The following is a 24424-nucleotide window of genomic DNA, read 5'->3' as shown; positions in this document are numbered from 1 at the left end:
ATGGCAAGACTTCTGCTGGTTCTCGTCCTGGTGTTCGCCGGCCTCACCACGGGCACGGCGGCGGCGGATCCGTTGCCGCGGAACGGGGTGACGGTCCGGGTCGACCCGTCCTACCAGCAACCGGAGTTCGAGGGCTGGGGGACGAGCCTCGTGTGGTTCGCCAACATCACCGGCGGCTACCCGGAGCCCATCCGCCGCAAGCTCGTGGACCTGCTGTTCGGCCAGGACGGCCTGCGCCTGAACATCGCGCGCTACAACATCGGCGGCGGCAACGCCCCGGACGTCCGCAAGGACTACATGAAGGTCGGCGCGACGATGGAGGGCTTCTGGAAAGCACCTCCCGGCACCACGCGCGCGGACATGGACTGGTGGCGGCCCGACAACCCCGACCACTGGAACTTCGCCGCGGACGCCAACCAGCGCTGGTGGGTCGACCAGATCAAGCGCAAGGTCACGAAGTGGGAGTCGTTCAGCAACTCGCCGCCGTGGTTCCAGACGGTCAGCGGCTACGTCTCCGGCGGCTTCGACGCGAACACCGACCAGATCCGCCGGGACCGCGTCGACGACTTCGCCACGTACCTGGCCCGTGTGACGCAGGAGCTGGAACGCGCGCACGGCATCAAGTTCGACACCCTCGCTCCGTTGAACGAGCCCAACACGAACTACTGGGGCACCCAGATCGGTCCTGACGGCCAGCCGACCGGCGGCCGGCAGGAGGGCGCGCACGCCGGACCCGAGCTGCAGCAGGAGGTTCTGCTCGCGACGCGACGCGCGCTCGACAAGCTGAAGTCGCCGGTCAAGGTGTCCGCGATGGACGAGACCAACCCCGGCACGTTCGTGCGCAACTGGAACGGTTACGGCCCGGCCCGCGAGGTGATCGACCAGCTCAACGTGCACACCTACGGCACCGGCCAGCGCACCAGCGCGCGCGACATCGCCAAGGGCGCCGGCGAGAAGCTGTGGATGAGCGAGGTCGAGGGCACCTGGGGCAACGGCACCACCGACTACACGGGCATGGAACCGGGCCTGGGCATGGCGACCAGGATGCTCGAGGACATCCGCGAGCTCGAACCGTCGGCATGGGTGTTCTGGCAGCCGATCGAGGACTCGATCCCGCAGCAGGCCGCAGGCAAGAACTGGGGCAGCGTGCACATCCCGTTCAACTGCAAGGCGACCGACACCCTGGAGTCCTGTCCGATCAGGACGAACTCCAAGTTCCACACCATCCGCAACTTCACCCACTTCGTCCGGCCCGGCGACAGGTTCGTCAAGACCGACGACCCGTCGACCGTCGCGGCCGTGAAGCGGTTCGGCCTGGGCGCCAACGTCGTGCACGTGAACAACGGCACGGCCGCCCGCGCGGTCACCCTCGACCTCTCCCGGTTCCGCGACGCTTCGGGGACCGTGACCCCGGTGGTGACGAGCGCGGACGGTGCTCTGGTGCGTGGCAAGCCCGTTCGGATCACCGACGGGTCGGCGACGCTCGCGGTGCCGGGGAAGTCGGTCACGACGTTCGTCGTGGACGGCGTGTCCGGGGTGGCCCGCGATGCCGCCCTGGTCCAGCCGGACCACGTGTACCGGCTGGCCATGGGCGGGAGGTCGCTGCAGCCGTCCGACGACTGGACTCAGGCCGTGGCCCGCACGACCGACGCCACGAGCGCGCGGCAGCTGTGGTCGGTGCGCAAGCTCGGCAACGGCAACGGGAACCGCGAGCGCTACGAGCTCGTCAACGCGGTGTCCGGCACCCGGCTCGCCGCTGCGGGTGACGCCGTCGTGCTGCAGTCGGCCGGCGGCACCGCCGCGCAGTGGATCATGTCCACGACCGGTGACGGCACCTGGACGTTCGTCAACGCGGCAACCGGCGCGTTGATCGACTCGAACGGCGAGACCGTGTCGGCGAAGACCCCGACGTCGGGCGCGAGCCAGCGCTGGACCGTGGCGGACGAAACGGTGCTGCGGACCCAGGACGCCACCGTGTTCACGGTTCCCGAAGTGCGGCCCGTGCTGCCGCACACCGTGACGCCGGTGTACCGCGACGGTGCGCGAGGCGCTCTGCCGGTGGTGTGGGACCTCCCGCCCGACTCGCGGTGGAACCAGCCCGGCACCGTCCGGGTGCGCGGCACGGCGACGGACGCGCTCGGGCGCAAGCTGCCCGCGCTGGCCGTGGTCACCGTCGACACGATCGCCTCGACGCTTCCCGCCCGCGCCAGGACGTACGTCGGCGGACGGCCGGATCTTCCCGCCACCGTCACGGGAATCGGCAGGCGAGGCGGCCGGGCCGAGCTCCCCGTCACGTGGGACCCGGCGGTGTTCGACGAGCTCGGGACCGTGACGGTCACCGGCCGCGCCCAGGTCGTCGACGGCAGCACGGTCGCCGCGACGGCGGTCGTGGAGGTCACCGAACCCGTCGAGGTGAACGCGGCACCGGATCCGGCGGTGGCGGTCGCCGCGACCTACACCGAGTCCGGCTATTCCGCGGAACGCCTGCGCAACGGCGTCACCGACGAGAAGGCGTGGTCGAACTGGAGGTCCGGCACCAAGAACCCGGCCGACACGATCACCTTCACCTTCCCGAAGGCACGTGATCTCACCCGCGTCGCCGTGCACTCCTATCGCGACGGTGACGGCGGTATCGCCAAGAGCCTCAAGGTTCAGGTGCGCACGGCCGACGGCACGTGGGCCGACGCGAGCGGCGAGGTCGAGGTCACCGGAGTGCGGACGGACGTCGCGCTGAACCCGTCACCACCGGCGACCGCGGTCCGGGTGGTCCTCACCGCACGGCCGTCCGGATACCTCACCCTCGGTGAGATCGAGGTGCTGGCGAAGGCGCCGACTCCGTGAATTCCGCGGAATTCGACCTGGGAGACCGGTCGATTCGAGTCGAAAGCGAAAGTGCCCTTTGAACTGAGGAGTGCGCCGCCGCACACTTCGCGAAAATAGCCGAGAAGGGAATTCTCGATGCGGAGAGTCCTGGCAGGCGCACTGGCAGCGGTGACGACAGCCGCGCTCGTCGTGGTGGCGCACACGACGAGCGCGGGTCACTCCGCGGCCGCGGCGGAGACCTATTCGTGGGGGAACGTCGAGATAGCCGGTGGCGGCTTCGTGCCCGGCATCGTGTTCAACCAGAGTGAACCGAACCTGATCTACGCGCGCACCGACATCGGCGGCGCGTACCGGTGGAACCAGCAGACCAGCAGGTGGATTCCGCTGCTCGACCACGTCGGCCTCGACAACTGGGGCCTCAACGGCGTCGCAAGCCTCGCGACCGACGCCGTCGACCCGAACCGGGTGTACGTCGCCGCCGGCATGTACACCAACAGCTGGGATCCCAACAACGGCGCGATTCTGCGTTCCTCCGACCGCGGCAGCACGTGGCAGGCCACGCCGCTTCCGTTCAAGGTCGGCGGCAACATGCCGGGCCGCGGGATGGGGGAGCGGCTCGCGATCGACCCGAACCGCAACAGCGTGCTGTACTTCGCCGCCCCGAGCGGCAACGGCCTGTGGCGCAGCACGGACTTCGGTGCCACGTGGGGCAAGGTCACGGCGTTCCCGAACCCCGGCAACTACGTCCAGGATCCCAGCGACCCCAACGGCTATCTCAACGACAACCAAGGCGTGCTGTGGGTGACGTTCGACCCGCGCACCGGATCCGCAGGCTCGGCGACGCAGACCATCTACGTGGGCGTGGCCGACAAGCAGAACAACGTCTACCGCAGCACGAACGGCGGTACGACGTGGGAACGCGTCGCGGGGCAGCCGACGGGTTTCCTGCCGCACAAGGGAGTTCTCCAGGGCGACACGCTCTACCTCGCGACGAGCGACACCGGCGGTCCCTACGACGGCGCCAAGGGTGACGTCTGGAAGCTCAACACCGCGACCGGCGCGTGGACGCAGATCAGTCCCGTGCCGTCGAGCAGCGCTGACAACACGTTCGGCTACAGCGGCCTGACCGTCGACCGCAAGAAGCCCGGCACGCTCATGGTCGCCACGCAGATCATGTGGTGGCCGGACGTGGTGTTCTTCCGCAGCACCGACTACGGCGCCACCTGGACGCGAGTCTGGGACTGGACGAGCTATCCCAACCGCAGCTTCCGCTACAAGATGGACATCAGCGCTTCGCCGTGGCTCGACCTCGGCGCGAACCCCGCTCCGCCGGAGACGTCACCGAAGCTCGGCTGGATGACCGAGTCGATGGAGATCGACCCGTTCAACTCCGACCGGATGATGTACGGCACCGGCGCCACGATCTACGGCACCACCGACCTCACCGCGTGGGACCGCGGCACCCAGTTCACGATCCGGCCGGTGGCCGCCGGGCTGGAGGAGACCGCGGTGCTCGACCTCATCAGCCCGCCGTCCGGGCCGCCGCTGGTCAGCGCCCTGGGCGACATCGGAGGGTTCCGGCACGACCGGCTGGACGCGGTGCCGGCCAGGATGTTCACCCAGCCCTACTTCACCTCCACCCGCAGCCTGGACTTCGCCGAGCTCACCCCCGCGACGATGGTGCGCGCTGGTGACTTCGACAAGACCAGCAGGCCCAACGACAACAGGGTGGCGTTCTCCACCGATGGCGGCGCGAACTGGTTCCAGGGCCAGGAACCGGGCGGTGTCACCGGCGGCGGCACCGTGGCGGCGGCGGCCGACGGCAGCAGGTTCGTCTGGAGCCCCGCCGGAACCGGCGTGCACCACGCGACCGGCTTCGGCAACTCGTGGTCGGCGTCGACCGGCATCCCGGCGGGCGCGGTCGTCGAGTCGGACCGGGTGAACCCGATGAAGTTCTACGGGTTCGCCGCCGGGAAATTCTACGTGAGCACCAACGGCGGCGCCTCGTTCACCGCGACGGCCGCGACCGGGCTGCCGGAGTCCGCGCGGTTCAAGGCGGTGGCGGGCCGCGAAGGCGACGTCTGGCTCACGGGCACGGGCGGGCTGTGGCGTTCGACGGACTCCGGTGCGACGTTCGCGAAGGTGCCCGGCGTGGCGGGCTCGCTCAACATCGGCTTCGGCAAGGCGGCCTCCGGGCGGACCTACCCCGCGCTGTACCTGATCGGCGAAACCGGAGGGGTCAAAGGCGTCTTCCGGTCCGACGACACGGGCGCGAGCTGGGTGCGGATCAACGACGACCGCCACCAGTACGGCAACATCGGGGACGCCATCACGGGCGACCCGCGGGTGTACGGCCGCGTCTACCTCGGCACCAACGGGCGCGGTGTCGTGCTCGGCGAGATGACCGGAACCCCGCCCACCACGACGACCACCACGACGACCACGACCACGACGACCACCACGACGACGACCACGGGCCCGCCACCGGGCACCGGCTGCGCGGTGAAGTACACCGTGGAGAACCAGTGGCCTGGTGGCTTCCAGGCCGCCGTCATGATCACCAACACCGGCTCCGCGGCCGTCAGCGGATGGACGCTCAAGTGGTCGTTCGCCAACGGCCAGGTGATCAACCAGCTGTGGAACGGCAAGGTCACCCAGACCGGTGCCGCGGTGTCCGTGACGGACCAGGGCTACAACAGGGAGATCAAACCGAACGCCACCACCGGCTTCGGGTTCACCGGGAGCTGGACGGGCACCAACGCGAAACCGGTGTCGTTCACACTGAACGACCGGCCGTGCGCGGTGCCGTGATCGTGCTGCCCCGATCAGTCAGGTGAGGGCCGAGCAGCCGGACTTCGGCCGGCTGCTCGCCCGCCAGGCCGCGCATCAGCATCTCCACCGCGATCTTGCCCACGTCGTCGGAGGGGATCGCGATCGACGTGAGCGGCACCGGCTGGATGGCGGCGATGGCGTCCGGGCACAGCGCGATCACCGAGATGTCCTCCGGCACCCGCTTGTCCCGGCGCCGCAGCTCCAGCGCCACGTCCGTGAGCACGGCCTCGTTGTGCACCACCAGGGCCGTGACGCCGCGCTCGGGCAGCAGCAGATCGTCCAGGCACGCGTTGAGCGCGGTGTACGAGGGCGCGCACGGATGTACGTGAACGGCCACGCCGCGCTGCTGTGCGCGCTCGGTGACTCCGGTCAGGAACCGCGTCGCATAGCCGGTTTTGCGTTCGTAGACCGCCGGTGGGGAGCCGACGAGCCCGATCGAGCGGTGCCCGAGATCGGCCAGGTGCGACACGGCCCGCGCGCCGCTCGTGGCGAAGTCGAGGTCGACGCAGCCGAGCCCGGCGGGATCGGCGGGAACACCGACCAGCACCACCGGGACGTCCAGCTCGCGCAGCGCGGGGATGCGGGGGTCGCGTGCCTCGACGTCCATCACGATCACCGCGTCGGCCCGCGCGGACGCGACCACCCGGTGCACCTCGTCGGAGCCGGACTCCTTGGTCAGCAACAACACGTCGTAGTCGTGCTCACGGGCCGTGGTGACGATCGCCGACACGAACTGCATGATCACCGGGAGGTTGAGGTCCGTCCGCAGTGGAACGACGAGCGCGAGGACGTTCGTGCGGCTGCTCGCTAGTGCCCTGGCTCCGGCGTTGGGGTGGAAGCCCAGCTCGAGGATGCTGCTGCGCACCCGCTGCGACGTCTCGCTGGAGATCCGTCTCTTGCCGCTGAGCACGTAGGACACCGTGCTGACGGACACGCCGGCGTGCCTGGCGACGTCCTTGATGGTGATCAACCGGCCTCCCGCGCGAGTGCTTGTACACGCAACCTTAGCGGTGGGCGCGTCACGCCCGTGTACCGCCGTCGAATGCGGGGTCGAAAAATCAGATGCAGCGCATTCGATTTATTCGACGCTAATGTTTCCTCCGGGTGAAACGTTTCAATTTCCCCGGGAAGGAAGGTTCCATGAACACGTTGACGCGGGCGCTGGTGACAGCGCTCGCCGCGACTCTCGCGTTCTCACTGGGCGCCCCGACCGCGGCGGCGGCGGTCTGGTCGTCCTCGGACCGGTGGGGCACCTGGAACAACGGTGGCTACATCGTGCGCAACAACATCTGGGGCAGTGGCCACGGTTCGCAGACGATCTCGGCGGATTCCTACAGCAAGTGGAATGTCTTCGCCAATCACCCGAACACCGGTGGGGTGAAGTCGTACCCGCACGCCGGAAAAGCGTTGAACAAGCGGCTCAGTGCGATCGGTTCGCTCAGGAGCAGCTTCAACGTGAGCGTGCCGGGTTCCGGCGCTTACGCCACCACCTATGACATCTGGGCGAACAACAACGCCTACGAGGTCATGGTGTGGATGAACAGGACAGGCCCGGTCGGTGCCATCGGATCACGGCAGGGCACGTTCACCGTCGGCGGCCACACCTGGGACGTGTACCGCGGCTCCAACGGCCACAACGCGGTGTTCTCGTTCCTGCGCACGTCCAACACCTCGTCCGGCACGGTCGACCTCAAGGCCGTCATGAACTGGATCCGCGCGCGTGGCTGGTGGGGTGACGTCACGGTCGGCGAGGTCCAGTTCGGCTACGAGATCACGTCGTCGAGCGGTGGCAAGACCTTCAGGACCAACAGCTACTCGGTTTCGGGCGGGTGAGAACACGATGAGGCTGACAACGATGTCGGCACTGCTGGCGGCGGTTCTCGTCGCGAGCGGCGTGCCCGCGCTCGCAGGTGAACCGGCGATCTCCTCCGATCGCGGGCTCGTCAGCATCCGGTCGGTCCACGGCAACGGCAACTTCGTGTCGTGGCGGCTGCTCGGCTCTGACGCCGCTGATGTGGCGTTCAACGTCTACCGCGACGGCGTGAAGGTCAACCGCGCGCCGGTGACGACAGCGACGAGCTATCTCGACGCGGGTGCGCCCGCGAACGCGTCCTACTCGGTGCGTCAGGTGAGCGGAGGCGTGGAATCGGCGGCCACGCGTTCCGTGGGCACGCTGGCGACGAGCCGGGACGTTCCCCTGCAGATCCCGGGCTCCGGCTACGTGGCGAACGACGCGTCGGTCGGCGACCTGGACGGCGACGGAGAGTGGGAGATCGTCCTCAAGTGGGATCCCGCCGACGCCAAGGACAACGCGCAGAAGGGCCGCACGGGCAACGTGTACCTGGACGCGTACAAGCTCAACGGCACCCGGCTGTGGCGCATCGACCTCGGCCGCAACATCCGCGCGGGCGCCCACTACACGCAGTTCCAGGTCTTCGACTACGACGGTGACGGCAAGGCCGAGATCGCCGTGAAGACCGCGGACGGCACCCGGTCCGGCACCGGGCAGGTGATCGGCAACGCGAACGCCGACCACCGCAACGCCGACGGTTACATCCTGACCGGGCCGGAGTTCCTCTCGGTGTTCCGCGGCACGGACGGCGCGGTGCTCGACACCGAGAACTACGTGCCACCACGCGGAAACGTCTCGTCGTGGGGTGACAGCTACGGCAACCGGGTCGACCGGTTCCTCGCGGGAACGGCCTATGTGGACGGTGCGCGGCCGAGCATCATCATGGCGCGCGGCTACTACACCCGTGCCGTGATCGCGGCGTGGGACTTCCGCAACGGGCAGCTCACCCACCGGTGGACGTTCGACTCGAACGCGCAGTCCAACCGCTCGGCCTGGGAGGGCAAGGGCAACCACCAGCTGTCCGTGGCCGACGTGGACGGCGACGGCCGCGACGAGATCATCTACGGCTCGATGGCGATCGACGACAACGGCCGCGGTCTGTGGCAGAACAACACCCACCACGGCGACGCGCTCCACGTCGGCGACTTCATCCCGTCCCGTCCCGGCCTGGAGGTCTTCAAGCCGTCGGAGTGGACGAACGAGGTCACGCACTGGATGGGCGACGCGCGGACCGGCCAGATCCTGTGGAGCGCGCCGTCGTGCGGCTGTGACAACGGCCGCGCGGTCGCCGCGGACATCTGGGCGGGCAACCCCGGTGCCGAGGCGTGGTCCGCGTCGGTCGGCGGGCTGCGCAGCGCCACCACGGGCGGCCAGGTCGCGGCGCGCAAGCCGGGTTCGATCAACTTCGTGATCTGGTGGGACGGTGACGCGCAGCGCGAGCTGCTGAACGGCACCACGATCGACAAGTACGGCCCCAACGGTGACACGCGACTGCTCACCGGATCGGGCGTGGCCTCCAACAACGGCACCAAGTCCACGCCGGCGTTGCAGGCGGACATCCTCGGCGACTGGCGCGAGGAGGTCATCTGGCGCACCTCCGACAGCAGGGCGCTGCGCATCTACTCGACCACCGAGCCGACGTCGATCCGGCGGCCGTCGCTGATGGAGGACCGGCAGTACCGGGAGGCCGTGGCCTGGCAGAACACCGCCTACAACCAGCCGCCGCACCCGAGCTTCGCGACTCCCTGATTCCTTCGCGGGACAACTGAACACCGAGTCCGCGGACGGGTTCACCGTGCGCGGACTCGGTGTGCGTTCACAATGGTCGGCGAATTCATGTCCGTGAATTGCACGCTTTTCACCGTTGTGAATCTTCTGGCGCTTCATTGCGGTTCGGAAAGTAGGTGCGTTAGCTTGCTTGAGAGCGCTCCCAGAATTGCCCTTTCGCACCTGGGGAGAACCCGTGATGAAAACGAAGTCCATCGGCGTGGCCTTGGCCGTGGTCCTGGCGTTGCCGTTACCCGCGTCCGCCGCCGACAGCGTCCTGTACGTGTCGCCGTCCGGCCGTGACGGCGCGACCGGCACGATCTCGGACCCGACCACGCTGACTGCGGCGATCTCCCGGATCGCGGCTGGCGGCACGATCCACCTGCGCGGCGGCACGTACAGCCTCGCCCAGACGGTGACCATTCCGCCGACCAACAACGGCACGGCGAGCGCCCGCAAGAAGCTGACGGCCTACCAGTCCGAGAAGCCGGTGCTGAACTTCTCGGCGCAGTCCGAGGATCCGGCCAACCGGGGCCTCGCCGTGAACGGGTCGTACTGGCACGTCCACGGCATCACCGTCGAACGCGCCGGCGACAACGGCATTTTCGTCGGTGGCAGCAACAACATCTTCGAACGCACCATCACCCGCTTCAACCGCGACACGGGCCTGCAGCTCTCGCGCATGGCGTCCAGCACGCCGAAGAGCCAGTGGCCGGCCAACAACCTGGTGCTGAGCGCGGAGTCGCACGACAACCGCGACTCCGACGGCGAGGACGCCGACGGGTTCGCCGCGAAGCTGACCGTCGGTTCCGGCAACGTCTTCCGGTACGCCGTGGCGCACAACAACATCGACGACGGCTGGGACCTCTACACCAAGTCCGACACGGGCGCGATCGGCACGGTGACCATCGAGGACTCGCTGGCGTACAAGAACGGCACGCTCAGCAACGGCGGCCAGGCCGGCAACGGCGACCGCAACGGCTTCAAGCTGGGCGGCGAGGACATCGCCGTGAACCACACGATCCGCCGCACGATCGCGTTCGACAACGGCAAGCACGGCTTCACCTACAACCGCAACCCCGGCGCGATGGCGGTGTCGAGCAACCTCAGCATCGACAACGACGAGCGCAACTTCTCGTTCGACGCGGGCAGTTCGGTGTTCCGCGGCAACACGTCCTGTCGCAGCAGCAAGGGCAGCAACGACAAGACCGTCGGCAGCGCGGACAGCTCGAACCAGTTCTGGACGGGCGCCAACGGCTCGCGGTGTGCTGGCTACACGGGTGCCCTCGGCTGGTCGTTCGCCTCGGACGGCAAGCTGCGGGTGACCCTCGGCGGCAAGCCGGTGACGCTCTAGAGGTTCTCCCTCAGGTGGCGCAGTTGCGTCTCGACGTGGCTGGTGGGCGTGGTGTGCTTGCCGAACGGCGACACCGTGATCTCCTTGGGTGCGCGGACCTCGTGGTACGCCGCGTACACGGTGGACGGCGGGCACGTCTCGTCCATCAGCCCGACGCTGAAGAGGGTGTGAGCGCTGATCCGGCGGGCCAGCAGCGCGCAGTCCACGTACCGCAGCGTCTCGAGCGCGGCCGGCACGAGCGCGTCGTGCTGCGCGAGGAAGTCGCTGATCTCGGTGTACGGCGTGGTGGTGCCGATCCGCACCGCGCGGTGCAGGTCGCACAGGAACGGCACGTCCGAGTGGCACACCCGCACCCGGTCGCCGCGCAACGCCGCGGCGGCCAGGGCGAGCGCCCCGCCCTGGCTGCCGCCGGTGACGGCGATGCGGCCGGGGTCGGCGCCGGGCAGTTCCGCCGCGACGTCCACCGCTCGCGCCGCGTCGAGGTAGAGCCGGGTGAAGTAGTAGTCGTCCGGGCTCGCGATGCCCCTGGTCATCACGCCGGGGTGCTCGGGACCCGTGCCCGCGCCCGCGTCGGCCGTGGCGCCGACCGACCACCGGCCGCCCTGCCCGCGGCTGTCCATCACGAACGTCGCGAAGCCCAGAGTCGGCAGCAGCGTGTGCTGCGCGGGCAGGCCGCGCCCGCCGCCGTAGCCGATGTACGTCACGACCACCGGCAGCGGGCCGTCACCGGGCGGGCGCAGGTACCAGCCGCGGACGCGGTGGCCGTGCGCGCCGGAGAACTCCACGTCGTACACCGACAACGGCCGGTACAGCTCCGGCTCGTGCGGCGTGAGCACGACGGGGGTGGCCGCGGCCGTCGTCTCGGCGAGCCGGGTGGCCCACCACTCGTCGAGGTCGGCCGGCTCCGGGGTGGTGACGCGGTGCCGGAGCAGGTCTTCCTCAGGCATGTCGACGACGGGCACGCGGGCTCCTGCAGGTGTGGCCCGGAACGGTGCCGGGCGGATTCACGGTCAGGCGGGTGCGAGGCGCCCTGCTCAGTGAATCACCCAGCCGGCGTCCCGGGCCACGCCACTAGATCTTGGCTGCGACGATCGGTGCCAGGCGGTCGGCGATCTTGCGGTGTCCCTGGTCGTTGGGGTGGACGTTGTCGGTCGTGTCGGTGGCCTCGTTGATCCAGCCCAGGGTGTTGACGAAGTGCACGTTGTGGTCGCCGCCGTCGTTGAGCGTTTTCACGGCGGCCTGGGTCTCGGGCAGGTACCGCTTGCGGAACGTGCCCATGGCGAAGATCGCCGCGGTCGGGTACTTCTCCCGCGCGCGTCGCAGCAGCGTGACGTAGGAGGAGCGGAACTGCTCCTTGGTGACGCTGTGCCCGACGTCGTTGGTGCCGAGGTTGATCACGACGGCGTTCGCGCGGTACCGGCCGAAGTTCCACGCGGGGGCGTTCAGCGCGAGGCCGGTGCGCAGGAACCCTTCCCGCATGCTCAGGCAGCCGTCGGCAGCCGGGTGCAGGCACGCGCCGCCCACCGCGATCTGGGTGTGGCCCGTCTTCAGCTTCTCGCCGGTCAGCCAGCCGTACGCGGTCAGAGCCTGCTTCGAGGACTGCTGGCCGACGGTGATCGAGTCACCGACGAACTCGATGATCTTCGACGGCACGGTGGGTGCGAAGGTCCGTGCGCCGGTGTCGATCTCGATGCCCTGGTACACCGCGTCGCCCTTGTACGAACCCGCGATCGGGCGGTAGGAGACGCGGAGGGTGTGGTTGCCCGCGGCCAGCGGCGTCGGGGTGAGGTTCACCGTGCCGCTCACGTTCTTGTACGACACGTCGGGGCCGCCGTCGATGCTCACGAAGAAATCGATCGCGCGGCGCTGCTTGAGCTTCACCGTGCGTCCGGTGAAGCCGACGACGAGGTAGGCGCCGGCCCACTCGGAGACGTAGGCGCTCGACGAGCTCGTGTTCCAGCGGCCGAAGTACCTGACGTTCGGGTCGGTGGGTGTGCTCGTGACGGCGGCGGAGGCCGCCGGGGCCACGGCGACGGTGCTCGCGAGCACCACCGCCGTGACGAGAAGCTTCTTGATCATTTTCCGGCCAATCGGTGCGAGGGCAGGGGAACGCGCGACCAGTCGACGTCCGACGCGAGGTAGAAGCTCGGGTAGGACGGCTGGTTGTAAGTGGTCTGCTGGCGGGCGACCTCGACGCGGTACTGGCGGTCGTGCATGAGCGTGTACATCTTGTGGTTCGTCGGTTCCGTGCTGATGTAGAACCGCAACGCCGTGCTGTCCTGCGTGCGCACGACGAGCTCTTCTCGCCAGTCGCCGAACACGTCGGCGACGAGCGACGGATTTCCCTTGGTGCCGTTGTTGGTGCGGGTTCCGGTGGCGGTGAGCAGGGTGCCGCGCCGCCAGTCGTCGATCGTCGGCGTCACGTCCTGGGCGCCGTTGACGATCTGGGTCGTCAGGTCGCCGGCCCAGCGGATGCTCATGTTCGTTCCGGGAGAACGGTCCTCGAGCCGCCGGCCGTCCGCGCTCCAGATTCCCGCGGACTCGGAACCGTTCGGCATGGAGGCCCACGTCTCGATGCCGGGCACGTCGGGCCGGACGTCGCCGATCATGCCGCGGCCGGTGTCCCTGCCGGAGTACGCGCCGTAGATCGTCTTTCCGGTCCGGGCGTCGCGCATCGCGTAGCCGTAAGGGGCGTACCGCCCTCCCTCGTGCACCATGTAGATCTCGAGGCCGGGGCGGCTCGGGTCGATGTCGGTGACATGCAGGGCGTCACCGTGACCGACCCGAGCCGTGTCTCCCGGGCGGACGCTGCCCGGTGGCAGCACGCCGGTGGAGCTGTAGAGAAGCGATCCGTCGTCGTCCAGCGTCGCGCCGCCGTAGACGATCTCCTGCCTGCCATCGCCGTCCACGTCAGCGACGCTCAGCGAGTGCGCGCCCTGAGTGGTCATCTTCGCGTGGCTCGGGTTCGAGCCGTCGCGGTCGTGCGGGGTGTCGAGGAAGGGGTTGGTCATCGGGACGTGGCCGCTGTCGACGAGCCAGCGCTTCTTCAGGCGCCTGCCGTCCCAGTCGTAGGTCGCGACGGTGGACCGGGTGTAGTAGCCGCGGGCGAAGATCGCGGAAGGCCGTTTGCCGTCCAGATAGGCCACTCCGGACAGGAACCGGTCGACGCGGTTGCCCGGCTCGATGCGCGGCATCGCGTAGTCGCCCCACAGGAGACCGTCGTCGCCACGGCCCGGCTCGTAGCGGACCGTCTGCAGCTCCCGGCCGGTGCGGCCGTCGAACACGGTCAGGTACTCCGGGCCGTCGACGATGAACCCGGCGAACTGGCGCAGCTTGTTGTTGGCACTGCGGGAAGGCGCGTACACGTCGATGAAGTGGTCGGCCAGCGCGGTGGCGTCCGGTTCGGACAACGGGTAGGTGTACCGCTTCTCGATGCCGAACGCCTGTTCCAGCGTCGCGGGCCAGCGGCCGGCGACCACCTCCGGATGCGCGTGCCAGCCGCGGAACATGCCGATGACGTGCTTGCGGTACCCGTCGGGGCTGAGCCGGTAGTCGTCGCTGTGCGAGTAGCCGGCCCGGACGTCCTCGCGCGGCATCGTGATGAACCGCTCGCGGCCGTCACGGGTGCCCGGCGCGGTCTTCGTCATCAGCTCCGCGCGGCCGTCACCGTCGAAGTCGTAGACGAGGAACTGGGTGTAGTGCGCGCCCGCCCGGATGTTCACGCCGAGGTCGATCCGGTGCAGCAGCGTGCCGTCGAGACGGTACGTGTCGAGGTACACCGGTCCGGTGTAGCCGACCTGCGAGACGTCCTTGGAGTTGGTCGGATCCCACTTGACGACGTACTCGTACCGCCCGTCGCCGTCCACGTCGCCGACGCTGACGTCGTTGGCGGAGTAGGTGTAGCGCTCGCCCGCGGGCGTCACGCCGTCGGCGGGCTTGCGCAGCGGCAGGTCGTGATGAGACGCCGTCCACGCGGTCACCGGTTTGCTGCGCCCCAGCGCGATGCCGCGACGCAGGGGAGCGACCTGGTACCGCGCACCAGGCATCGCTTCCGGGTCGACGAAGGTCGTGCTGTCGGTCACGGTGGCGATGCGCTTGCCGTTGCGGTACACCGCGAAGTCAGGCCCGGCGAGCCCGGTCGCGGTCGCGCCGGTGGCCTCCCGCCCGAGCAGGCGCCAGCTCAGGTGCACGCCACCGGACGTGGTCGCCGCGACGAGGCCGCGATCGAGGTGTTCGCCGGGCGAGGAACGCGCGGACGCGGGCAGCTGCCCGGCGAGGACGGCCGTGACCACCAGCGGGAGCAGAACGCTTCGTCGCAGATCCACGGCGGCAACGATGACCCGTCTCGGTACGTGACGCAAGGTGCAAATGTGTTGTGGCATAACGTGGAAAGCGTTTTCCGCTCAGAATCGTCGAATCGGGTGCACCGTTCGACAGAACGCATGTCGAATGAATCGAACGACACCGCCGCTCTTGACGATGTGCTGTGAGCTGTGCCACTTTCACGGCGTACAGTCGAAGCGATTCGATTCAGACTCGATGACCAAGAAGGGCGTGCCTTGAGCATCGAGACCCCCACCGGGGAACCACCGTTCCGGAATCGGGAGCTGCCGCTGCCCGAGCGGGTCGCCGACCTGCTCGGACGGCTGACGACCGCCGAGAAGATCGCGCTGCTGCACCAGTGGCAGCCCGCGGTGCCGCGGCTCGGCCTCGGCGCCTTCCGCACCGGCACCGAGGCGCTGCACGGCGTCGCGTGGCTGGGGCGCGCGACCGTCTTCCCGCAGCCGATCGGCCTGGCCAGCACGTGGAACCCGGACCTCGTGCGAGCGATCGGTGACGCGACCGGGACCGAGGTGCGCGGTTTCCACCACAAGGATCCGGTCGCGCACGGGCTCAACGTGTGGGCGCCGGTGGTGAACCCGCTGCGCGACCCGCGCTGGGGCCGCAACGAGGAGGGCTACTCCGAGGATCCGCTGCTCACGTCGGTGATGGGCACGGCCTATGCCGCCGGCCTGCGCGGTGATCACCCGGTGTACCTCAAGACCGCGCCGACGCTGAAGCACTTCCTGGGCTACAACCACGAGACCGACAGGTGCACGACGTCGTCGGTGCTGCGGGCCCGCGTGCTGCACGAGTACGAGTTCCCGTGTTTCCGCGGCCCGGTCGCGGCGGGTGCGGCGGTGGCCGTCATGCCGTCGTACAACCTGGTCAACGGCAGGCCGGCGCACCTGACGCCGTACCTCGACGACCACCTGCGGAGCTGGACCGACAGCGAGATCGCGGTCATCAGCGACGCCTGGGCACCGTCCAACGTGGCCGGTCTGCAGGCCTACCACGAGGACGACGTCGCCGGGCACGCCGCGATGCTGCGCGCGGGCCTCGACAGCTTCACCGACCACGACGCCGATCCGGCGACCACGATCGCGAACGTGACCGAGGCGCTGGAGCGAGGGCTGATCACCGAGGAACACGTGGACCGGGCCGTCACCCGCCTGCTGACCCTGCGCGCGAGGCTCGGCGAGCTCGACCCGCCGGAGCTCAACCCGTACGCGTCGATCACCGAGGACGTGATCGACGCTCCCGAACACCGCGCACTCGCGCTGGAGGCGGCACGCCAGTCGATCGTGCTGCTCAAGAACGACGGACTGCTGCCGCTCGACCCGAGCGACAACCGGAAGATCGCCGTCATCGGCGCGCCCGCGGGCACCGTGTTCGAGGACTGGTACTGCGGCACGCTGCCGTACGCGGTGACACCGCTGGAGGGAATCACACAGCTCCACAGTGGTGAGACGACGTTCACCGAGGGCGTCGACCGGATCTCGCTGACGACCGGGAACGGCCGCTTCCTCGCCTTCTCGCCAGAAGGCCGGGCCGTCCTGGAGGACCACTGGAGCGACGCGGCCGCGTTCGACCTGTTCGAATGGGGTCAGGACGTGGTCACCCTGCGCAGCGTCCTGACAGGCAGGTACGTGGCGTCGACGCGGGACGGCGAGCTCGTCACGGAACGCACGATGCCGGGCGGCTGGGACGTCATGGAACTGTTCGAACTGGTCCCGCTCGGCGGCGACACGTGCCTGCTCCGCAACACGGTGCTCAACCAGTACGTGGCCGCACGCGGTGACGGCATCAGGTTCGTCGACGCGCGGGGCGAGGCGGCGCGGTGGCGGCTGGAGGTCGACCGCTCGGGCCTGGCCCAGGCCATCGCCCACGCCGCGGCGGCGGACGTCGCGATCGTCGTGGCGGGCAACGACCCGCACGTCAACGGGCGTGAGACGCAGGACCGCGAGGACCTCGACCTGCCGCCGAGGCAGGCGGAGCTGATCCGGGCGGTGCGGCAGGTCAACCCGCGCACCGTGCTGGTCGTGGTCAGCAGCTACCCGTACGCGCTGGTGCGCGAGAACGAGCACGTCCCGGCGATCCTGTGGTCGTCGCACGGAGGCCAGGAGCTCGGCCGCGCGCTCGCGGAGGTGTTGTCCGGCGAGGTCTCGCCGTCCGGCAGGCTCACCCAGACCTGGTACCGCGGCGTCGAATCACTCCCGGACCTGTTCGACTACGACATCATCAAGTCGCGCGGCACGTACCTGTACTTCGAGGGCGACCCGCTCTACGAGTTCGGTCACGGACTGAGCTACACCAGGTTCTCCTACGGCCCGCTGACCGTCTCCGCGGCATCGGTGTGGCAGCACGAGGAGTTCGAGGTCTCGGTCGAGGTCGCCAACGCGGGCGACCGGCCCGGCGCGGAGGTGGTGCAGCTCTACGGCACGCAACGGGAGTCGCGGGTGGTCCAGCCGCTGCGCAAGCTGCTCGCCTTCCACCGCGTGCGGCTGGAGCCGGGGGAGAGCCGGGTGGTCCGGTTCCCGTTGCGCGGCAGGGACTTCTGGCACTGGGACGTCGTGAGCGGCCGCCCGGTCGTCGAGACGTCCGTGCACGGTCTGTGGGTGGGCACGTCCACGGTTCGCAGGTCGCGCGGCGAGGTGCTGGTGATCGGGGAGGGGATCGCCCTGCGCGGCCCCGTCCTCCGCCCTGAGGACTTCGACGACTGCTCCGGCGTCACACTGGTGGACGAGACGCGGGAACGCGGCACCGCCGTCGAGTCCACCGAGGCCGGTGGCTGGGTCCTGCTCGGCGACGGGCGGATCGGCGAGAACGTCGTCCACTGCACCGCACGGGTCGCCGGCCGGGCCGGTGAGGTCGTGGTGCGGATCGGCGATCACGCTCGCGGACGATTGCTGTGCACGTTCACAGTCCCTGAGGATTCTGATCCACACTCTTGGCACGAGATCAGTACGCCCGTGCACTCGGAGCTGGGGGCGCATGATCTGTTCGCCGTGTTCACCGCGCCGGGCATGCGACTGGCCCGCTTGGAGTTCGACTGTCAATCGTCAATGTGAACGTTCCCACCTTCGGCGGTGAACGGAAGTCATCATCCGCCCGTAATGTTGTCGAAACGCTTCAACTCGGAGGTGCCGACGTGGTCACCATCGCGGATGTGGCGAGGCATGCCGGCGTCGCGCCGAGCACCGTCTCCTACGTGCTCACGGGCAAGCGGTCGATCTCGCCGCAGACCCGCACCAAGGTCAGGGAGAGCATCCGGCTGCTGGGGTACCACCCGCACGCCGGGGCCAGGGCGCTCGCGACGAGCAGGGCGAACGTGGTGGCGCTGGTGCTGCCGCTGCGTCACGGCGTGCACCTGCCCGTGGTGATGCGGTTCGTGACGGCGGCGGTCACGACCGCCCGCAGACACGACATGGACGTCCTGCTGGTGACGGCGGACCAGGGCGCGCAGGGCCTGCGCAGGGTCGCGGGCAGCGCCCAGGTCGACGGCTTCCTGGTGATGGACGTGGAACTCGACGACGACCGCGTCCCGCTGCTGCGGCAGATCGCCCAGCCGTCCGTCCTGATCGGACGCCCGGCGGCGGTCAAGGGACTCACCTGTGTGGACCTCGACTTCGAGGCCGCCGGGGCGCGCTGCGTCGACCACCTCGCCGACCTCGGCCACCGCTACATCGGGTTCCTCGGCGCCCCGAGCGTCGTGTACCAGCGCAACACCGGCTACGCGCAGCGCACGATGGCGGGGTTCGGCGCGGCGGCCATGCGGCGGGGCATCGCGTCGACGGCACTTCCCGCCGAGGACGACTACGAGTCGGTGCTGGCGTCCGTGCGCTCGTTGCTGCGCACGCAACCGGCGATGACCGCCCTCGTCGTGCACAACGAGGCGGCGCTCGGCTGGGTTGCGGGAAGTCTGCGCGCGCTGGGCCGCAGGGTGCCCGACGACGTGGCGGTCGTGGCGATCTGCCCGGACGAGCTCGCGGAACAGATGCAGCTGACCTCGGTGCAGCTGCCGGCGGAGGAACTGGGGCGGCAGGCGATGGAACTGCTCGTCGCCAGGCTGAACGGGCACCCGGCGGCACCGGTGACGCTCCTGCCGCCGAAGCTGTCCGGTCGCGCGAGCACGGCCCCGCGCCTGCGCCGCGCATGAGGAGATGTTCGCAATCATGGGGATGAGGCATGCGGAACCTGTCCGACGTCACGCGCGGCCGCTTGACCTACGGAGGTGACTACAACCCGGAGCAGTGGCCGGAGGCGGTGTGGCACGAGGACGTCCTGCTCATGCGGGAGGCCGGGGTCAACCTGGTCACCGTCGGCGTGTTCTCGTGGGGCAGGCTGGAACCGACGCCGGGTGCGTACGACTTCGGCTGGCTCGACCGCGTGCTGGACCTGTTGCACGAGAACGGGATCGGCGTCAGCCTCGCGACCCCGACGGCCTCGCCGCCGCCGTGGATGAGCCTGCGCCACCCGGAGACGCTGATGGTGACGGCGGACGGCGTCCGGATGTCGCACGGTTCCCGCAACCACTACTGCCCCTCGTCGCCGGTCTACCGGCAGTACGCGCGGGCCATCGTCACGGCGATGGCCCGCCGCTACGCCGAGCACCCCGCGCTGAGGTCGTGGCACATCAACAACGAGTACTGCGAGGTCTGCCACTGCGACCGGACCGCGCAGCACTTCCGCCGCTGGCTGCGGGAGAAGTACGAGACGCTCGGCGCGCTGAACGAGGCGTGGGCGACGGCGTTCTGGAGCCAGCACTACGGGGAGTGGGCGGAGATCCTGCCGCCACGCGCGGCGCCGTACCTGCGCAACCCCACCCAGGTGCTCGATTTCAAGAGGTTCTGCTCGGAGGCGTTGCTGCAGTGCCTGCGGGCCGAACGCGAGATCCTGCACAACACCACGCCGTTCGTGCCGGTCACCTCGAACTTCATGGGCCTGTTCGCGCCCCTCGACTACTGGCAGGCCGCGGCGGAGCAGGACTTCGTGTCGCACGACTGGTATCCGGACCTCACGGACCCTGCCGCCCACGTGCGGACGGCCATGAGCTACGACCTCATGCGCGGGCTGGCCGGGCGCAAACCGTGGTTCCTGATGGAACAGTCCGCGAGCGGCTCACACGGCGTGCGCAGGCCGCCAGGGCATCTGCGCACCCAGTCGCTGCAGGCGATCGCGCGCGGCTCGGACTCGGTGTGCTTCTTCCAGTGGCGGGCGTCCCGCGCGGGCGCGGAGAAGTTCCACTCCGGCATGGTGCCGCACCGGGGCCCGCACAGCCGCGTCTTCCGCGAGGTCGCCGCGCTCGGCAGGGACCTCGTCGAGCTGTCGGAGGTGGCGGGCGAACCGGTTCCCGCCCAGGTCGCGATCCTCATGGACTGGGACAACTGGTGGGCGGTCAGCGGCGCGCACCTGCCGGCCGAGATCGACCTCCTGGCGCGGCTGCACGACTTCTACGAACCGCTGTGGCGGCTGGGGGTCGTCGCCGACTTCGTGCGGCCCTGCGACGACCTGTCGAAGTACCCGGTCGTGCTCGCGCCGAACCTCTACCTGCTCACCGCCTGCGACGCCGACCGCATCACGTCCTATGTGGACGAAGGCGGCACGTTCGTGATGGGATTCTTCTCCGGGATCGTGGACGAGCACGACCACGTCCGGGTGGGCGGCTATCCGGCGCTGCTGGCCGACGTGATGGGGCTGCGGATCGACGAGTTCCTGCCCCAGCGCGACTCCCTGACTTGTTCCTCCGAGCTGCTCGGCGAGTTCACCGCCGACTTCTGGGCCGACGACCTCTCGCCCACGACGGCGGAGGTGGTCGCGGCCGTGACCAAGGGCGAGCTCGGCGGTATGCCGGTGGTGCTGCGCAACAGCTTCGGTGAGGGCACCGCCTGGTACGTGGCGACCAGGCCGGAACCCGCGGCGATGCGGGCCCTGCTCGCGCACGTGGCCTCGCAGGCGGGTGTCACCTCGTCGCCGCAGCCGGAGGGCGTGGAGGTGGTGCGGCGCGGCGATCTGCTGTTCGTGATCAACCACCGGCCGGAGCCCACCGAGGTCGAGGTCGACGGCATCAAGCTCGACCTGCTCAGCGGCGAGCGGGTCAGCGGTGTCACGGAGCTGCCGCGCTACGGCGTGCGGGTGCTGCGGTGACCCGGCTGTGGTTCACCGCTCCCGCCGGCGCGCGGGAGGAGGCGCTGCCGCTGGGCTCTGGACGGCTCGGCGCGCTGTGCTTCGGCGGCGTCGACACCGAACTGGTGCAGCTCAACGACGATCGGCTGTGGACGGGGTCGCCGCTGCCACCGCCGTCCGGTGACGTGGAGCCCGATTCCGCGAAGTACCTGCCGCTGGCGAACCTCATGCTCGTCGGCGGGCCCGCGCGGGCCGATTCCTACCGGCGTGAGCTGGATCTGCGCACGGGCGTCTACACGATGGCGTACCGGACGGGTTCGGCGGAGGTGCGGCGGGAGGCGGTGTGCCACGGCGGTCTGCACGTCCTGGCGCTGCGCGTGACCGGTGCCCAGGTCGGCCTGCTGCTGCGCGGTGCGTTGCCCGGCGAGCACTTCACGTCGTCCGGCCGTGTCGTCGGGGTGCGCGGCCGGGTGCCGCAGGGGATGGCCTGGGCGGTGGTCGCCGCGGTGGACGGCGACACGGTCTTCGTCACCACGGAGGCCGGCTATCGCGGGCCGGGCACGGAACCGGTGGACGACCCCGCCGAATGCTCCCGCCTGGCCCTCGCACGGGTCGAGTGGGCGCGCAGGCTGGGCTGGGCGTCGTTCCGCGACGAGGCCGTCCGGAGTCATCAGGCGCTGTTCGACCGGGTGAGCCTGCAGCTGGGCCCGGTGCCGGACCTGCCGACCGGCGAACGGCTTGCGCGGCCCGACCGGACCCTCGCCGCCCTGCTGTTCCAGTACGGCCGCTACCTGCTGATCACCGGCTCGCGGCCGGGCACGCTGCCCGCCACCCCGCAGGGGATCTGGAACCCGCACACCGATTCCGTGCCGCACGCCGGTGACACGCTGCGGATGACCTACTGGCCGGCCGAGGCCGCCGCGCTGCCGGAGTGCCACGAGCCGCTGCTGGAGTTCGTCGCCAAGCTGTCCGGCTTCGGTGCGGCCACGGCGAAAGCTCTGCACGGTGCGCCGGGCTGGGTGGCACACCACAACAGCGACCCCTGGTGCCTCACCACCCCGGCCGGGGAGGGCGGCGATCCGGCGTGGCCGATGGCGGCCGCGTGGCTGTCCCGGCACCTCTGGGAGCACTACGCGTTCTCCGGTGACGACGGCTGGCTGCGCGACCACGCCTGGCCGGTGCTGCGGGGTGCCGCCGAGTTCTTCCTGCACTGGCTGGGGTCGAACGGCGAACTCGCCTCCGCGATGGACCTGGCGTTGACGGCGGAGCTGTTCTCGAACCTGCTTCTGGCGGCCGGCGTCCTCGGAATCCGCGACGACGTCGTGGACGGTGTCCGGGGGATCGAGCTGCCCGAGGCCGACCGGCCGCACCTGTTCGGGCTCTATCCCGGCGACCAGATTGATCGCGTGCGCACCCCGGAGCTGGCGGACGAGGCCGAACGCGCGTTGGTGGCAATGGGGGACGGGGGCACCGGGTGGTCACTGGCGTGGAAAGCCGCGCTGTGGGCCCGGCTCGGTGACGGCGATCGCGCGCACACGCTGCTGTCGACGTTGCTGAGTGACGGGGTGCACGGCAACCTGCTGTGCGCGGGGCCGTGCCAGCTCGACGGCAACCTCGGGGCCACCGCGGCGATCGCGGAGATGTTGCTGCAGAGCCACACCGGTGAGCTGAGGCTGCTGCCCGCGCTGCCGTCGGCGTGGCCCACGGGAGTGGTGCGCGGCCTGCGTGCACGGGGTGGCGTGGCCGTCGACCTGTGGTGGGACGAGGGCGAGTTGCGCGCGGTCGGGCTGCGCGGGCACGGCGCCGAGAAGACCGTCACCCTGACGTACCGGGGCCGCACCGCCGAGGTGACGGTGCGGCCCGACTTGCTGCTGATGCTCGACGAGCGGCTCGGCTCAACCGACTGGCTCACCTGACGGCGCGGCGAGCTGGGTGCCGAGGCGGACCGGAGTGCCGAAGTTCGGCGTTCCGTCGGCGTTCCACGTGAACTTCTGCGCACGGGTGGAGCGGTTCATGTCGCAGCCACCCGAGGCGCTGTCGTTGGCGTGGTAGACGATCCAGTCCTCGGTGCCGTCGGGGGACTTGAAGAACCCGTTGTGGCCGGGGGCGAACACGCCGTTGCCGTCGTTGCGCTGGAACACCGGGTCGGGCGACTTCGTCCAGTGCGACCGGTTGAGGGGGTCGGTTCCGGTCAGGGTGAGCAGTCCGAGCTTGTAGTCCGGGCCCCAGCAGGCGCTGGCCGAGTAGACGATCATGACGCGGCCGTCGCGGTACAACGGTTCCGCACCTTCGTTGACCGCTCCCGTCTGCCGTTCCCACGCCAGCGTCGGCTGGGAGATGGTGCGCCGCGCTCCGCTGATCGTGTACGGGTTGGACAGCGGGGTGATGGTCAGGCTCTGAGTGCCGTCGATCGCACTGCCCATCAGGTAGAGCCTGCCGTTGTGCTGCAGGATGCTCGGGTCGAGCTCCCAGGTGCTGCCCAGATCCGCCTTGAACGTGTACGGGCCCATCGGGTCGGTGCCCGCGCTCTCCAGCACGTGCAGACGTTGCGTGGGGTTGTAGTCCGGCACGTTCTGCCCGGCCACGTAGTAGAGGTACCAGCGGCCGTTGAGCAGGTGGAACTCCGGCGCCCACATGTTGCAGCACCCGTTGGGCCGGCCGGACAGGTTGAACACCACGGTCTCCGCGGCGCTCGCCAGACCGGCGAGCGTGCGGGAGCGGCGCATCGTGATCGTGGAGTTCCACGTCGTCGTTGCCAGGTAGTAGTAGCCGTTGTAGTACTGCAGCCACGGGTCGGGGCCGTTGCGTTTGATCGGGTTGGTGAACGTGCCGGGTGCCCCCACCCGGACCAGTTGCCACTGCTGGTTTCGTCCCTGCGTGTCCGGCCACTGGATGATCTGGGCACCGTCCGCGGTCGAGAAGTCCAGCACGTCGACGGCCTTGGCGCTGGCCCGGTTGATCAGGCGGACGTGGCCGCCGTCGGAGTCGGCCAGGCGGAACTGCTGGCCGGTGCGGCCGGCGTCGGTCGTCTGCACGAGACCGGTCCTGTCCGCGGTGGACGAGAAGTCCAGCACCTTGCCGCTGTGCCGGGACTTCAGCCGGTAGTAGCCGCCGCCGGAGTCGACGAACCGCCACTGCTGCCACGCGCCGTCGTTGCGCGACCACTGCACGATCGGCGCGTTGTCGTTCGTGGCCAGGTTGTACACGTCCAAGGCTTTGCCGCTGTTGCGGTTGACGAGGACGTAGTACGCGTTGGTGTCCACTGTGGCCGCCACTGCCGGCGACGCCACCACGGTTGCGCCGAGCAGCACGGCGGAAGCGAGCAGGGCGGTCGTGCGGATTGTCATCTT

Annotated in this window: 14 protein-coding genes; 9 read left to right on the top strand and 5 right to left on the bottom strand. The window is 69.6% G+C overall.

Annotated elements, in window-relative coordinates; genetic code table 11:
• Together C8D87_RS04080 and C8D87_RS04075 are read left to right on the top strand one after the other, a co-directional pair.
• A complete protein-coding gene (locus C8D87_RS04080) occupies positions 1-2841 on the top strand; it encodes an Ig-like domain-containing protein (protein WP_112225581.1) in 2841 nt (946 codons plus the stop codon).
• A gap of 117 nt (positions 2842-2958) precedes the next feature.
• A complete protein-coding gene (locus C8D87_RS04075; RefSeq protein WP_112225580.1) occupies positions 2959-5634 on the top strand; it encodes a cellulose binding domain-containing protein in 2676 nt (891 codons plus the stop codon).
• On the opposite strand, the gene C8D87_RS04070 is transcribed toward C8D87_RS04075, so the two are convergent.
• The gene (locus C8D87_RS04070) at positions 5600-6625 is read right to left on the bottom strand and encodes a LacI family DNA-binding transcriptional regulator (protein ID WP_112225579.1); all 1026 of its coding nucleotides are present in this window, start codon (positions 6623-6625) and stop codon (positions 5600-5602) included. The genes C8D87_RS04075 and C8D87_RS04070 overlap by 35 nt on opposite strands.
• Positions 6626-6795: 170 nt before the next feature.
• Here C8D87_RS04070 and C8D87_RS04065 point away from each other — a divergent pair, with 170 nt between their 5' ends.
• The 3 genes from C8D87_RS04065 to C8D87_RS04055 all read left to right on the top strand — a co-directional run bounded on the left by C8D87_RS04065 (position 6796) and on the right by C8D87_RS04055 (position 10628).
• Positions 6796-7488: a glycoside hydrolase family 12 protein gene (locus C8D87_RS04065; protein ID WP_109641295.1), complete on the top strand. Its 693-nt coding sequence runs from the start codon at positions 6796-6798 to the stop codon at positions 7486-7488.
• 7 nt (positions 7489-7495) lie between these two features.
• A complete protein-coding gene (locus C8D87_RS04060; RefSeq protein ID WP_112225578.1) occupies positions 7496-9256 on the top strand; it encodes a rhamnogalacturonan lyase in 1761 nt (586 codons plus the stop codon).
• 217 nt (positions 9257-9473) lie between these two features.
• Complete coding sequence (locus C8D87_RS04055; protein WP_112225577.1) at positions 9474-10628, top strand: right-handed parallel beta-helix repeat-containing protein; 1155 nt, start codon at positions 9474-9476, stop codon at positions 10626-10628.
• Here the strand turns inward: C8D87_RS04055 and C8D87_RS04050 are convergent.
• The 3 genes from C8D87_RS04050 to C8D87_RS04040 form a co-directional block, all read right to left on the bottom strand.
• Positions 10625-11590 (bottom strand): acetylxylan esterase, encoded by a 966-nt coding sequence (locus tag C8D87_RS04050; RefSeq protein ID WP_112225576.1) that lies wholly within the window; start codon positions 11588-11590, stop codon positions 10625-10627. The two genes, C8D87_RS04055 and C8D87_RS04050, sit on opposite strands and share 4 nt — an antisense overlap.
• Positions 11591-11699: 109 nt before the next feature.
• Positions 11700-12707, bottom strand: a complete 1008-nt coding sequence (locus C8D87_RS04045; protein ID WP_112225575.1) for an SGNH/GDSL hydrolase family protein — start codon at positions 12705-12707, stop codon at positions 11700-11702.
• The gene (locus C8D87_RS04040) at positions 12704-14953 is read right to left on the bottom strand and encodes a rhamnogalacturonan lyase (protein WP_215732154.1); all 2250 of its coding nucleotides are present in this window, start codon (positions 14951-14953) and stop codon (positions 12704-12706) included. The genes C8D87_RS04045 and C8D87_RS04040 overlap by 4 nt, the downstream gene beginning before the upstream one ends.
• 234 nt (positions 14954-15187) lie before the next feature.
• Here C8D87_RS04040 and C8D87_RS04035 point away from each other — a divergent pair, with 234 nt between their 5' ends.
• From C8D87_RS04035 to C8D87_RS04020, 4 genes are all read left to right on the top strand, one after another.
• A complete protein-coding gene (locus C8D87_RS04035) occupies positions 15188-18019 on the top strand; it encodes a glycoside hydrolase family 3 C-terminal domain-containing protein (RefSeq protein WP_215732153.1) in 2832 nt (943 codons plus the stop codon).
• An 80-nt stretch (positions 18020-18099) separates the two neighbouring features.
• Positions 18100-19107: a LacI family DNA-binding transcriptional regulator gene (locus C8D87_RS04030; RefSeq protein ID WP_109639637.1), complete on the top strand. Its 1008-nt coding sequence runs from the start codon at positions 18100-18102 to the stop codon at positions 19105-19107.
• A 29-nt stretch (positions 19108-19136) separates the two neighbouring features.
• Positions 19137-21095 (top strand): beta-galactosidase, encoded by a 1959-nt coding sequence (locus tag C8D87_RS04025; protein ID WP_112225573.1) that lies wholly within the window; start codon positions 19137-19139, stop codon positions 21093-21095.
• Positions 21092-22990: a glycosyl hydrolase family 95 catalytic domain-containing protein gene (locus C8D87_RS04020; RefSeq protein WP_112225572.1), complete on the top strand. Its 1899-nt coding sequence runs from the start codon at positions 21092-21094 to the stop codon at positions 22988-22990. Before C8D87_RS04025 ends, C8D87_RS04020 begins: the two co-directional genes overlap by 4 nt.
• Here C8D87_RS04020 and C8D87_RS04015 read toward each other — a convergent pair.
• A complete protein-coding gene (locus C8D87_RS04015; RefSeq protein ID WP_112225571.1) occupies positions 22970-24421 on the bottom strand; it encodes a family 43 glycosylhydrolase in 1452 nt (483 codons plus the stop codon). The two genes, C8D87_RS04020 and C8D87_RS04015, sit on opposite strands and share 21 nt — an antisense overlap.
• Between the last annotated feature and the right edge of the window lie 3 nt (positions 24422-24424).

Source organism: Lentzea atacamensis (assembly GCF_003269295.1).
Classification (GTDB): domain Bacteria; phylum Actinomycetota; class Actinomycetes; order Mycobacteriales; family Pseudonocardiaceae; genus Lentzea; species Lentzea atacamensis.
This window is presented reverse-complemented; position numbering and strand designations above follow the sequence as displayed.